This is a genomic window from Amycolatopsis sp. NPDC059027 (genome assembly GCF_042739735.1).
In the GTDB taxonomy this organism is placed as follows: domain Bacteria; phylum Actinomycetota; class Actinomycetes; order Mycobacteriales; family Pseudonocardiaceae; genus Amycolatopsis.
This window is the reverse complement of the sequence record NZ_JBHYIK010000002.1, coordinates 184,647-199,862: the sequence shown is the minus strand read 5'-3', so window position 1 is coordinate 199,862 and position 15,216 is coordinate 184,647. Positions and strand designations below refer to the sequence as shown.

At 67.2% G+C, this 15,216-nt stretch carries 1 pseudogene (cut by both window edges); it reads right to left on the bottom strand.

What is annotated here, in order from left to right:
* Positions 1 to 15,216, bottom strand: a pseudogene (locus tag ACFWY9_RS02100) (hypothetical protein) (its annotated part extends past both window edges: 22,090 nt to the left, 12,318 nt to the right); the annotation flags it as partial.

Genomic DNA, 15,216 nt, shown 5'->3' with positions numbered 1-15,216 from the left:
CGGGCTGGTGTCCAGACCGAGTTCGGTGAACCGTTCGAACTCCCGCTCGCTCACGCCCAGCTCGGCAGCGTGCTTGACGACCTCGGCCTTGGTGTAGGTCGAGGTGTAACCCGGCAGCCGAGGCGTGCCACCCAACCTCTGCTGGACGCGCTCTATCCGGCTCCGGCTGCTCTCACCGACACGTTCGCTGATGCGCTTCACCGTCTTGCCCAGCGGACCGCCGGCAGGTCCGCCCCGGGTCCGGCGAATGCCGTACCGCTCGGCCAGTTCTTGAGCCAGCTCACGAGCCGCGGCTTCGTTCTCGACAACCAGACGGTGCAACACCACGTCGTGAATCCCGGCAAGCAGCTCGTCCAACCGAGCTTCCGGACCCGAAGTCGGCCGCTGGAGCCTCTGCGGAAGCTGGATCGCGACACTGACGATCGTGCCCGCGGTCTGCTTGTGCGAGAAGGTCGCCTTACCGCGCTCGATCCACTTCCGCGCGGCGTCGACCTGCTGCGCCCAGTGCTCCTCCCACGCCTGGTCCTGACGCGCGAACAACTCGCGGCCGATGCGGTATCGCTCCGCCAGTTCACGGGCCAGCTCGCGAGCCGCGGATTCGTTCTCGGCGACAAAGCGCTGCAACACCACGTCGTGAATCCCGGCGAGCCGCCTGTCCAGCTCCACTTGCTGCCCCGGGGCCGGTCGCCGCAGCTCCAGCGGTAGCTGGATTTCCTCACTGACGATCGCGCCCGCGAACTTCCTGTGCCGGTCACTCGCCTTGCTGGTGTCGATCCAATCCCGGGCGGCGGCGACCTGCTGCTCCCATTGCTCTTCCCAAGCCCGATCCTGCGGCCGGAACAGCTCCTCGGCGGCCTCGCTCCGCGACGGGCTGTCGGTGCCCTTGTCACTGTGCGAGCTGTGGGACGCCGAGTCGGACGCGGCCGACCGGCCCACCGAGGGTGCCGGAGAGTGCTCTGCGGGCTTTCCCTTGAAGTCGCTGAGATTCATCGACGACTTCGGCGACGGGGCAGGCTTGGGCCCCGAGGACAGCGGCGGTTTCTGGATCTCCAGCGTCGTGGGCAGCTTGATCGACGGTACCGCGCCTCGCTCGATCTCCGGACTCGACTCCGGCGTCGAATTCGGCGACGACTCCCCTTCCCGCACCGCGGCGGGGTCATCGTTCTCCGGTGCCCGATCCCGGGAGGTCTCGTCCGCGCCCCCGTGCTCCGGCTCGCGCAGGCCGAGTTCCGTCAGGCCCTGACGATCCACCTCGAGCATGATCGGTTCGTCCCTGCCGATGCGGAACGTCCTGTTCCAGCCGAGCCACTGGGCTTTCTTGGCCCGGTAGGTCGGGGTGATCGACCACCGCGGGGTGACCCTGACCAGGTAACGGTCCTCGGACGAACTGCCGCCGGGCCTGCCCAGCTCGCGTTCGGTCGACACGACGTTCTGGTGCTGGCCGCTGTAGTCCAGCATCGGCCGCACGTACTCGATGAGCGAGGCGCCGGGGCGGCTGGCCGCCCCGTTGATCGGCTCGCCCCGGATGTCGCTGGCCTCCACAGCCTCCAGCACGGCCCGGCGCGCCACCCCGGACGCCACCGTCTCCTTCTCCACACCGGTCCGGGTCAACGAGCCGTCGAGCCTGTCGACCAGCTCGGCGTTGGTGAACTTGCCCTCGATCTTCAGCTGCTTCAGGGGACCTTCGTGGAAGGTGGTCACGTCACCCTGCTGGGACAGCGCCCGGTGCAGATGAACCTGACGCAGGTTGAGCCCGGTCGTGGTGAAGATCTTGGCCGCGGTCCGCGCGGGCAGCAGTGGCCGGTTGGGGATTTCCGGCACCGTGCCGTTCGCGTCCGGTGCCCGGCCCTTGACCAGGTTTCGCAGCGCCTCGTCGCGTTGGGGCGCGTTGAACGGCCGGATGTGGACGTCGGCGATGGTGCGGCCGTTGTCGTCGCGCTGGAAACCGTACCCGGTGCGTTCACCGTCCTTCCCGTGCTGCCACAGGCCGGAGATCCGCTCGATCGGCTGCTTCGGCTCGGCGCCTTCCCGGATGACCAGCTCTTTGTCCACACTGGACTTGACGCCCAGCGGAAGGGAGAAATGATCCTCCCAAGCCGTGTCGAACTGGTGCGGTTCGACCGAGGACCATGCCTTCCCCAGCACCTTGGTGTACCGGCCTGCGGTCGACCACGGGTACACCTCCATGGTCACGTCGAGGTCGTGCAGGAAACGCATGTTCTCCCGCACGCCGGTACCCGCGGTGGTCGTGTCGGTGATCTCGCGTGCCTTGCCCCGTTCGTACGACGCGTGGAACTCGCTGTTCAGCAGCGCCTGGGTCAGGTCGGCCGCACCGTGCAGGGCGTAGTTGGCGAAGCCGACACCCGCCTCCAGCGTCCAGGTGCTGGTTTTCGTCTCGGACTCCCCCGCCGTCGCCTGCAGGCTCCGGGTGGAACTGTGGTTCTGGATGGTGTCGTGGTACTGGCCCTCGCCAAGGCCGGCACGCAGCACCACCAGCTGCGCCGTCTCGCCGAACGGTGTGCGGGCGACGCGCAGGACGGGCACGCCACCGTTCAATGCCTTGCGCAGCAACATGTCGGCCGCGGGCGTGGCCAGATCCGGATCCAGCACGTCCAGGAAGATCCGGTCGTTGATCTGGTCGAACCACTTGAGCGACAAGGGTTCGTGGCTGTCCTCGGACGGGACGTAGAGCACCTGGTTGACGCGGTCGGCCACCCGGGTGACCCGGTTTCCCTCGTTCTCCGCCTGAACGCGCGCGCCTTCCCGCCTGGACCACTCGATAAGCCTGCGGAAGACCTCCTTGCCCATTTCGCGCGAGACCGCCGCGTCGGCGAACGCCACCGAGCCCTCGCCCCGGCCGACGTTGTCCGGAGGACGCACCCGCACGCCATCGGGCAGCGCCGGAGGATCCGTCGCCACCGGCTCCGGCCGGTCCTCGACCGGGGCATCGGCGTCCTGGTCACCGTCGCGTGCGGGCGGATGCTCCTGGCGATACCGGGCGGCATCGGCCGGGTCCAGCACCGTCAAGTCCTCCGGCCGCAGCCCTTCCACCTGGTGGATGGTGCTGGCCTTCACCAGGAACACCGCGGAATCCGGGAGGTGGATCCACTGCTTTCCTTCGCGCACCGTGCCGTCGTGCGCGTTCCCGAACGGGTCGGTCCAGCTGCGGAACGCTGCCGTCGTCAGATCCTCGGTCCGGCTGTAGGAGACCAGGTAACCGTCCTCGATATCGACGTTCACGTCGGTGCCGCGGCCGGCGACGGTGTTCTTGCTTTCGTGCGTCCGCATGAACTTGCCGACGAGCGAACCCATGGGACCGCCCAGGTCGGCCCCATTGAACCTGCGGAAGTTCAGCGCGTTGAGCTTCACGCTCAGGCCCCACCCCTTGGTGGGTCCGCTGGTCAAGGCATCGGTGCCATGCGGTGCTTCGACGAACTTGTGGTTCTCGACCTTTCCGACGATGCGGGGGTTGCCCAGCTGCGCGGACCGGGCCACCCGCGTGATCAGCTCGCGGTTCCCGGCGATACCACCGACGTTGCGCGTCCTCGATTCGTCGATGTCCCCCGCCGGTTTCAACTCGACGGAATCCTCGGCCAGCGCGGTCCGGAGACCCGCTATCTGGCGGTCCCTGCCGAAGAAGAACTCCATCCTGTCCAGGGCACCGTCGTGCGCGCCAGGAGTGCTCAGGCCGAATTCCTGGGTGCCCGCGAAAAGGCTGGGGTCGTGCTGGTCGACCGGTTTGGCCGCGCTCCCGACGAACGGGAACTTCAACCATTCCTTCCACCACGCCGAGCGCGGGACATCGATCATCTTCGCCGCGGTGCTCAACCCCTTCGGCGTCGGGGTGAACGCCACCAGCTCGGCATCCAGCGGCGGCGGCCCGGTCGGCCGCATCCCGGGCTTGGGCGCACCGTTCGGCTGCCAGCCCGCAGCGGGCTCCTCGGCAGCGGCGCGAGCGGCCGCGTTCCCGGCCACGGACGTGTGATCGGTCGTCGACGAGGACTGGCCGGGCAGCGCCGCCACGGCGACCTCGATCGCACCGGGGATTCCGCTGTCCATCGCACCGGAGGAATCCCGCCACTGGTGCGGCGGCTTCTGGTCCGCCCACCGGCCGTCGCCGCTGAACTCCAGCCGGATCGGATAGCGGAGGTGGTGGACGTCCTGCTCGCTGTCGAACGGCAGCTCGTAGCCGACCTCGTGGCTGATCACGTCACCGTCGCCGGACCGCCATTTCCCGACGATCTGCCCACCCGGCCACACGGACGCCTTGTCGCCGTAACCGCCGCCCGCCAGACCGGCGTTGAGGAACCGGGAGTCGTCGACGCCCGAGGTCGTGGTCCGGGTGGGGACGATCCGGCCACTGATCCGCTCGGCCTTGGTGCTGCCGAGGTAGTCCGCGTGCTGCCGGTCCTCCGTGCCGCGCAGGAACTGATCCGGCAGGCCCCAGTGCCAGGAACTGAGCGGTATCCGGATGCCGTCACCGCCGTTGAACACCGCCGCCGCGTTGTCGTTGTCCTTGAGGAAATCGGTGATCTCCTGCTTGAGTGTGCGCAGGAGTGCGGCGTCCGGGCGGCGCAGCAGCCGTCGCCACCACGTCGGCCTGCCGATCACGCCCTCGGCGTTGAGCCGGTGCAGCAGCATGCCGACGGCGTGCTCTATGGTCTCGTCCGACAGCTTCTTCTGCGCGCCAAGCTGGTCGAACGCCGTGTGCGGGTTGACCCCCGACGGATAGTCCGCTGCCGGAGTGCCGCGGTGTCCGGTATGGACGTCCGAAGTGGACGGATCCGCGATGTCGTCCGGTGCCGGTTCCGGGAACAGGTCCCGCATTTCCCGGCCGAAGTCCGCCGCGTGCCGACCGATCTCGGGCAGCAGCCGGGGGGCCGCCAGGACCGGCCGCTGCCGGGGGGCGAACCGGACGACCTGCGACGGCTCCCCGGGTCGCTGCGCCTCGGGCTCCCAGGAACGCAGCGCACCGGGCCGGCTGCCCAGCTCGCTCTCGCCCACGATGGCCAGCATCCGGTCGTGGTCGGCTTGGGGCAGCGGGCGGTCGTCCGCGGCGGAACGGATGGCGAAGGCAGGGTGATCGGTGAGCGGCCGGTATTCGCCGTCCGACGCCCGCTCTTCGACCACACCGTCCTCGGTCACGCGGTAGTCGCCATCCTCGGGCAACCCCCGCCAGAACTCCTCGAAGCGCTCCTCGAACCGGCTTCGCAGGACATCGAACCCACCGGGCAGGACGGCCAGCCGGGGATCGTCGATCTCCGGCATCCGGGCCGCGAAGTGGCCGACCAGGCCGATCTTGTCCGCCGGAGCGCCCAGCAGCACGTCGACGTCGTTGATGAGCTTGTTGGGAAGTCCGGCCGGGCGAGGCATGGTCTCCCCACCGGCGATCCAGCGCACCGCGTCCGGGTGCGGCGACTGCATGTCGACGATGAGGCCGTGCCGGTCCACCAGGTTCTGCAGTTCGTGCTGCGCGGACTCGGTGAACCCGTGCTCGTCCTCCAGCACGCGCGGGCTCGGATCGTCCGACCGGCCGCGCATGAACAGCGTGGCCTTGCCCTGCAAGCGGATCAGCCGATCCGGCAGGGACCGCGTCGCCGGGACCGGGGAAGCCGCAGGCTGCTCGTCGTCGCGGCCCATACCCTCCATCGGGTTACCGGCCGCCGCCGCGCCCTCGCTCGCGTGTTCCGCGTCGCCGACCCGGATCACCAGCGTCAGGTCGGATTCGTGTTCCTGCAACGGACCCGAATAGAGCTCTTCCACCTGCTTGCTGACCGCGTCGGTGACCCCGTCCTCCAGCTGGGTGCCGCGGTGGATGCGCGCCTGCGGGCCGACGGCGAACCCTTCGTCCTTACCGCTGTAGTCACCGATGGCCAGTGACAAGCCCGCACCACGGCGCCTGCCCGTGGTCCTGGTGGTGGTGACCTGCCCGCCCGTCAGTTCCATTCGCTGCAGCGTGCCCTCGCCGTCCCGCACCGGCCGCGACGTCAGCGGTTCACCATCCCGGCGCCCGCGGAGCGCGATGTAGATCTGCTGCCTGTCCTTCCCCGCGAAGGCGAACGTCTCGCTGACCACCTTGCCCGCCAGCAGGTCCTTCGTGACCGCCTTGCTCTCCAGCCAGTGCTCGAACGCCGCCCGCGGCCGCACGTCGTTCGGAGCGAAACCACCGAGTTCCCTCGACACCTCGTCATAGATCGACCCAGGGTCGGAGAAGACGACGTGCTCGACGTCCCGCGGGTTGACCGGACGCTCGTCCGAGGCGGCCGGCTTGGCCTTCGGCCAGGCCAGGGTGACCTCGCCCGGTACCCGGCTGACCGACGGCGGCGCGGTCGCCTGCCACGGCCACTGGCGAGGCTGGGTGAACTCGAGCCGGAAAACGGCCGAATGATCCATCGTGTCGTGCTCGACGCCCCGCTGGACCACTCGCGTCTCGCTGATCCGGGACTGAGTCGCGCTCAGATCGGACCGACGCGAATTGAAGAAACCGAAGAGCCACGCCCGGACCGTGACCTTCGGCGTCGGAATGAAGACCGTGGCCGCCTCGGTGATGACCGGCTGGTTCTCGATCGAGGATCCGCGTTCGTGCGCCACCGTGGTCGCACTGTCCCGGTCCAAGGACTCGGGCCGTGAGTTTTCCCCTTCACCCAGCCCTTCCAGCCGGATCGCGATCTCCGGACCACCGCTGTGCGCCCGATCGCCGAGGCTGATCCGGAACCACCCACCACTGACCTTGCCCCACGCCTTGGTCAGGTTCTCGTCCGAAGCCGCCACCTCGACGAAGGGCCGATACGGCGAATCCTCGCCGAGCTTGGCCAGGATCTCGGCCCGGATCGCCGAACCGTCCAGCTTGCCCCGCAACTTCGGCTGCCGAGCACGAACCTGGCCCGCCCTGGACCGCTGCGAGGCCACCGGCCCGGACGCCCGGGTCCGCACGTCCGCCGCCCGCGCCCACAACTCGCGCGCCTGCTCCTCGAGGCCTCGAGCCCTCGCCTCCAGATCTTCCACACGCGCCGACTCGGCGTTCTCGTCCTCGGTGCGCGCCTCGCGTCCCTCGGTGGCCGCCGACCGGTCCCGTGCCTCCTCGGCCTCAGCACGCAGAGCCGCGGCTTCGCGCCACAGCTCGCCGCCCTGCTCCTCCAGCTCCTCAGCCTGCTGCCGCCAGGCCTCCGGTTCCTGACGCTGGCGGCGGAGTTTCCGGTGTGTCAGTTCATCCTGAACCCGCTGCCCGGCCCGGTCCGCGCGCTTCTCGGCCCGATCGGCCTTCCTGTCCAGCACCTGCGCACGCGCATCCGCACCCTGCCCGACATACGGTGACTCCGCCCGCGCCTGCGCAGCGTCCTCGTCGAGCTCCCGTGCCTGCTCCTCGAGTCCCCCGGCCCGCGCCTCCAGATCCTCCGCGCGCATCGGCTCGCTGTAGACCGACTCGGCGTCCTCGTCCTCGGAGCGCACGGAGTCGTTGTCCCGGCCATCCGTGTCCTCCGGCTGCTCCCGCATCTCCGCGGCCTCGGCACGCAAGTCCGCGGCTTCCTGCCGCAGTTCCTGAGCCTCTTCCTCGAACTCCAGAGCCCGTTCCTCGGGCTGCCGCAACTCCCAGGCCTTCTCCCGGAGCCGGTACGCCTCCTTGCCGTACTTGGCTCCCTGCCAAGCCGCCGCCTTTTCCCGCAGTATCGAAGCGAAATCCGAGTTCGACACCCGCGATTGCACCCTGCCGGCCTCGCGCCGCGCCGTCGTCTCGGTGTGCACCCAGCGCTCACGCCACTTGGCGGCCTCCACCCGCGTTGCGGCCCGCACCGCGGTTTCGACGTGTGACATGTACTCCTGCCACCTGGCCGACTCCAGTCGATCCGCGGCCTGGATCCTCGACCACCGCTCACGCCACTTGGCAGCCTCCACCCGCGCCGCATCCCGCGCCGCGGTCTCGACGTGCGACAAGTACTCCTGCCACCGGATCGTCTCCGGCCGAGCCGCGGCCTCCGCCTTCGACCAGCGTTCGCGCCACTTGGCTGCCTCCGCCCGCGCCGCATTCCGCACCGCGGTCTCGGCGTGCGACAGGGCCTCCTGCCACTTGTCGGGCTCCATCCGCGCCAGCCACGACTTCGGTACCTCTGCCGCCCGCCGCCGCCACGTCGTGTAGCCGGACGGGAACAGGCGAAGCCCACGCGAAACGCCGGACTCCGACGAGTCCGCCGGAACCGCAGGGCGAGCAGGGCTCTCCGAAGACACAGGATGCGGGAGCGGCGACTCGGGTTCCGTTGCCGGCTCGGGGTGAGCGGGCTCGGACGCCTGGTGGATCTCGGCGTTGCCGAACAACCGGGACACGTCCTGGGCAGCCCGTGATTCCGGCTGCCCGGTCTCCAGCACGATCTTGCGGTCCTGGTCGAAACGGGGGTGCAGGCGCACGTAGTTGACGAAGGCACGCGGGGTGTGGTTCTTCCCGTCCCACAGGGCGATCTGCTCGCCGTCCTCGCTGGGCGTGAACCGGATGACCTGCTCATCGGGGTTCCGCGTGACATCGCGCGCCTGCCGGACCAGCGCGGGCACATCTTCGGACCGATGCGGATAGTGCAGTCCGGCCTGGGTGGGCACGGCCAAGGTCTGGAAATCGTCGGTGACGCCGCTGCGCACCCATGGCCGGGTGGCCGCGAACAGCTGCACGATCTGTTTCTCCGCCGCCTTGCTCAACGGCAGGACTTCCAGCAGATCCAGCAGGTCGCCCAGCCGCTCCTCTTCGGTGCGGGGCCGGGTCTCGTCGCCGAGCAACCGCGGATCGGCGAAGAGTTCCCTGATCCGATCACGTTTCGCCGGATCGTGCGCGGCGGCCCCCATCAGGCCGGCGAACTCCACATTGGCCTGGACAACGCCCTTGTGCAAGCTGGCGGCGGGCACCCGGAGTTCCCAGCGGTCGTCCGGGCCGCCCTTGATGTGCTCGTAGTTGAGCATCTCGTTGCGGCTGGAGCTGAGTTTGGTACGAACGTCTTCCGGAGTCAGCACCGCGGCGCCACGTGGCGGGACCGGTAGCGGGCCCACTTTACCGAGCGCGCGCTGCCCACCATCCATGGCGGCATTCGCCATGTGGTAGACGGACTGCTCGCGTGCCTTGAAAAGCTCGGCAAGTGCCACGTTGGCCCCGGCGTCGAAGGGCCGGCCTTCGAAGCTGAAGTTGACGTGTCCACCGCACTCTTCCACCGAGCCGCCGTACTTCCGCACGACCGACTCGATGATGTCGGCGCCGGCCGCGAACCGCTGCCAGGAATCCGGGTGGCCGCTCAGCTTCTCCGTCGGCACCTCCATTCCGTTCAGATGGGCGTCTTCGTCCACCACGTGCCAGCGATCGGACGACAGCTTGGCAAGACCGGAACGCACACCTTGCCCATCGCGCCAGTCGGCCAGTTCCGCGTCTCGAAGACCCGCCCCGATTTCCTGGGCCGCGGCGTCGTAATGCTCCTCGGGAACGGTGAACTCGAACTCGACGCCGAACCTGAAGTTCTCCTGGCGGCTCACACCGCCGGGAACCCCACCTGGGTGGTACTCGACGGGATTGATCCCATCGGCGACCTCGGACCGCGCAGCCCGGTACGTCTCCAGTGCCTCGGCGAAGCGCTGCTCCCGGGACATGTCGGCAGCCGGCCCGGCGGCGGACGCCAATGCCTGCGCGGGACCGTCCGAACCGCCGTGGTCCAGGGCAGCCTGGTCGGAGAACTCCTCCCGCGGTGCCCGCGCGGAAGCACGGCGGCCGTCGATCTCGTCCAGCTTCGCCCACGCCTGCCGCTCAAGCTCATCGGCCTGCCGCTCCAGCTCGTCAGCCGTGGCCGACGATTCCGGATCCAGAGCCCGCTCCTGAGCCGCGCTCTCCAGCCTGTCCGTCTCCGCACGCAGCTCCGCCGCCTCGGCGGCCCGCCGCTGCTGCTCCTCGTCCAGCTGCCGCACCTGATCATCGAGGCTCTTCAGCTGGTTCAGCTGCTGTTCCGACAGGTGCTCAACCCCATGAGCCCCGTCGGCTTCCGAAAGCTCTTCTGTCCACCGGTCCACCAGCTCACGACGTTCGAACCGCTTCTTCGAAGCCTCAATCTGCTTCGCACCGGCGACCTTGTCCTGCTCATCAGCCGCGCGATAAAGCCGGTCCCGCTCGGCCCGCTCCGACTCGGTCAAGCCCTCCCGCAACTCCTCGGCCTGCTCACGCAGCTTCGCCACCCGCTTGTCGAGCTTGCCCACCTCATGCGACGCCCGAACATCACGCAACCACGACACAAACCGGCTATCCGACACCCGCCCAGCAAACCGGCGCCCCGCCTCACCCGCCCGCAGCCGCCACGACTCCGCCACCTCCATAGGACGCCCACCCGGGCCCCGGCCGAAACCAACACCCAACCCAGTCCCAGCACCGCCGGACACACCACGCTCGACAACTTCGCCAGGCCGGTGGTCGTCGACGACGATCTCCGTGGCCCGCGGACGTGAGTGCAGGAACGATTTCAGCTTCGCCGAGAACGGTTCGGACCGAGCGCCCGGCCCCCGCGAGACCATGTCCGCCCGCTGCCTTTCGGGCGCCTTGAGATGTTCCAGATCACGGCGTTTCAGCTCAGCCTGGACACGCGCGAGTTCGTTCCACTTCCTGACAGACAGCTCAGCCACCTGCTGCTCGAGCTTCTGCAGCCGCTGCGCCAAGCCGGCATCCGGTGACTTCGCCCGCAGCCTCACGATCTCGCTTCGCAGATCGCGTTCTTCCCAGACTATTTCCCGGAGCGGGTGGGTGACAGCCATATATTCGTCGATCTTATCCTTGAGGACGCGACCGAGTCGTTTAGCACGCTTTTTTGCGGGCTCGATCTCACTGCTTTCGTACCGGCCAGTGACCTTGATGTTGCGACCCGGGTCGCCGGGGTCACTGGTCGCGATACCCGCGTTGTTGTCAACAGCTTTGAACGTGCCACCCGTGTTAGGAAGGCGCAAACCCAGCTGCTCACGAGGCGAATGAACCTCGTTCGGGAAACCAAAATACCCCTGGAGGACTATTTCGAACTCGTGTGCGTAGAATTCGGTGCCAAGGAAGCACATCGACGCCACCGTCGAAGCATCCGGCCGAGCTTGCCGGTTGAGCTGGTAGTACTTGTCGAACCACAGGGCCTTCGCGAAGTTCAGGCGATCCAGCAGAACGAGGCGACCGTCCATGTCGTACACGTGGCTCTGCAGACGCGCGTGCCCATCAGCGAAGATAGGCCCGTCGGCTGCGACGGCCGGGGTGCCGGACGCGGTCGAATCCTCACCAACCGCGGACTCTCGCGATGTCGGGTTCGAGTCCTCACTCGTCCGGTAGTCCTTGCTCCAAATCGCGGTGGTCTTGTCGGCATCCTCCGGTTCGATAATTGAATGTTCAATAGCATCGAAGGCCCCTTGACCCGGCAGGACGCGAATCAGCTTGTCGTGCCGATCAGTACTCGCGTAATGCTCGAAGATCTTCTCCCGGCCCGGGAGATCGAAAGTGACGCCGATGATCTCGCCACTCTTGTTCTTGATCGGGGCGGACCAGATCTCCCCTACCCCGAGTTCCGCTCGCTTACCCGTATCGCCATCGCCGTACTGACCCACGATAACCGAATCGGGATAGCCCTTCCCGTCTTGACGCAAGAACGATTTCAGGCCCTTGAAGAACTTCGACTGGGGCCGGACCCGCCGCAGGTACTCCTCGGCAGAACGAGCAGGTCCCTCCGAATCGCCGTGCGCCAGCCCCTCGCCGGCCGCCTTCTTCTCCGCCGCGACCCGACGGTTGTAGGCATCCGCCGAGCGCCACGCCGCCGACGCGAGTTCTCCATCGCCGTACCGGCCGCTGACCCGCCTCCGGCTGAACCTGCCGGGCACACTCGTCGCGATACCTTTGTTCCGGCGGACCGATGCGAAGTAGACCTCGGGATTCTTCAGCAGATCGAAATCCAGCAATCCGCGCGGCATGTGAATCTTGTTCGGGAAACCGAACAGGTCGCGCAACACCCGGTCGAATTTGCGCCCGCCCGGACTTTCGCCGACGTCGCACACGGCCAGCACGAGCGACGCACCCGGCCGAGCCTGGAGGTTCCGCTGGAAGATCTCGCCGAATCCCACGGCTTTGCCGAAGTTCGGGCCGTCGAGGTCGACTATCCCGTCGGACTTCGTCCCCACCGGGAACAAGTCGCCCTCGTCGCTGTGGCCTTCGGCGAAAACAGGACCGTCAGTCGCCACCTCACCCGGCTTCACCGCCGCGGAATCGACGGTCGCCCGGTAGTCCTCATGCCACGGCGCATCGACCAGCGCACCGGTCGGTTCCACCTGCTGGTTCTTGGCCGCCCACCCCGCGGGCTCTCCCGGCAGCGTCCGGAGCAGCTTGTCGTGCCGATCCGTGCTGGCGAAGAAACGCTGTGATTTCTCACGATCCCGCTCCGAAGTCAGGTAGGTGGCGCCGATTTCCTGGCCACTCCTGTTCCTGATCGGGTAGCTGAGGATCTCCTGTGGATCCAGCTTGACCAGCTTGCCGTCGGACTGCCGACGGCCTTCGACCACCGGGTTCGACTCGTCCTCTGAACGCAAGAACGACTTCAGGCTCCGCAGCGCTTTCGATCCCCGCGAGATATGTACCCGGTCAGACCGGGGAGCGCCGTCATCATGCGTCAGCCGGTCATTCCCCTGCCGTGCCGAACCGTCCTGTTCGCTTTCGGGCCGATACGCACCGCCGAAGTCGGTCGGGTCAGCAGTCGCGGCATCGTGACCGGCCTGCTCGTCGCGTACGGGCATCTCGTACCACGCTGTCGGCTGAGGCGGCACGAAAGCATCGTGCCGCTGCAGCTCCTGCCCACGCAGGTACGGACCGATTCCGTTCAGGTCGTTGACACGATAGTTGAGAATGGTTTCGAAGTCCGGGTCGTCGCTGGGACGAAGCCGCACCTGCACTCGTTCGTCGGGCCGGCCGTCTTCAGCCTGCTGGAGGTGCCGGACGGTGACGGTGAGCGTGTCGGCCGACCCCGGCCGCGTGACCGTTGCCGTGTACTCCCGCCCGTCCTCCGACCAGGACGGTGTCACCACCGCGTCACGCAGATCCTCGGGATACGCCCGCTGCAGCCGGCCATCCGCGTAGAACGTCGTGAAGTGCTCGAACGCCTCCCGAAGATTCATCTCCGAGGACTGATCCCGGATCAGCTCGACCGCGTCCTCGAACGACAGCTCGCGCGCATCGACCGAAACGATCTCGGCGCCGTCCTCGGTTCGCCGGCCGGTCTCGTGCAATACGGTCGGCGCCAGCACCACCTCGTGCTGAGCACGATTGACCTCCGGCGGATCACCTGCCCGCAACTCGTGCCCTGGCGGGAAGGCCAACGACATCATCCGGTGCCCCTGCGGAACGCTGATCTCCATGATCCGGTAGTTCCGCAGGCCACCGCTGTGCCCCTCGGCCCAGCTACGCACGAATTCCAGGGAGTGCGAAGCAGACGACGGAAGCCGTTCGACGAACGCGGATCCGTTCCCTGTTTCCGGCCCCGTCATCACCGCCCGATAGAGCTTCACCGCGCCACGCGGGGGCTCACGGTCGCGCAAATCGGTGGTGATGTCATAGAACTTCTTGACATCCGAAACCAGGGTCTCCAAACGCTCCCGGCCCACCGTGACCCGGCCACCATCACCGCGCTTCCCCGTGAAGGTATCCGTCACGATGTCGCTGGCGAACTGCCACTTCCGAGGGTCTCCATGCAGGGCCGCCAAATGCGCTCGCGCCGCCTGCACCGCATCCGAACCGTCCGACGAGCGCGAGGGCTCGATGGCCGCGGAGTTCGACGGCATACCGTCCTGCTCCGCACGCTCGCCTCGTACTTGGTGGTCACCGGCCACAGGAGCGACATTCGCCGCCCTCGGTGCGCCCTTGCGCGCCAAGACGTCGTGGATACGCTGCTGCTGCTCGGCGCGAACTTCGGCACGGACTTCCTGGATTCGGCTCAGGATGTACCGGAAGTGATCCTGCAGTTCCGCACGACTGCTCTGCGCTGCGATGTCCCGCAACTCCAGCCTGCGCAGGCTCGGGTCAGGATCGATCATGTGCTCGATATTCACGGCCCGATAATGAGCGGGACGGCTGTTGACGGTCTCCCTGATGGGATCCTTGCCATCGAGGTTCTCGATCGCGGGGTTCTTCAACTTCGCGTTGAACTCGTTGAGCCTGCCGGTCGCATCCGGTGTGTCGACGCTGCCGTCGCGTGCGTCCTTGATCAATTCATCGATTCTCGCAGTGAACTGATTCAGCGCGCCGCCACCGCCCTGATCGTCCGGCAGGACCAGGTCGCTCAGCCACGGGGAGTTCGTCGAGTCTTTTTCACCTTCCCGGCTCCTCAGCCTGCCCGTCCACTCGTCGTTATTTTCCTGGAGGCTCCTGAGCGTAGCCAGGAACAGTTCCGTACTACCACCGAACGCCGTCTCCGAATCGACGGAAATATGACCGTCACCACCGGAGATCGACTTGTCGACCTTGAGTCCCACCTCATTGGCGTACTTGAAGATGTGGTTGTCGACAATCGTGCCGGCGATCCAGCCATGCTCGAAAGTGGCTGCGGTGGACGGCTTCGTCTGCGTCTCGAGGCAGCCGTCGTCAACCCCCAGACGCCACCACCAGGACTCGCCGCCCTTCGTGTACGTGAACTCCTTCGTGACAAAACTATTGGGGCTACCGACATCCGTCACCTTGAGCTCGATGCCCTGATCCCGGAGTTCGCGGGCATCTTGCTGCACACGCTCGGCCCAGCCGTTGATCAACCGCGCCGCCTCTTGCGCGATACCTTGCTGAGCCTTGTTCTCTTCCTTGTTCTTTACCTGACGACTGACATTCAGGCCTTCGATCTTCTTGTTCTTGAAAGTGAACTCCGTACCGAACAAGACCGTGCTCTTGAGCGTTTTCCACGCGTCTTCGGAGGAATTTCCAGTCGCGTTCCAAGTGACCTTCTCCTGCTCCATCCCCTTGAGAATGTGCTTCGCCAGCGCCACCTGCCCAGCGTCCGCCGGATGGGTCTCCCCACCGTGCGCGCGAACGAGCAACCGAGCCGCACCCTTTTCGAGGTCGTCCATATCCGCAGGCTTCCTGTTCAGCCATTTCGCCAACAGATTGCCTACCGCCGACTTCTTGCCGGTCACATCCTCGACCAGCTTCAGGTAGTCATCGATCACCCTCTTCGCGTTGGCGGTCACATATCCCATGTCAGCGTCGCT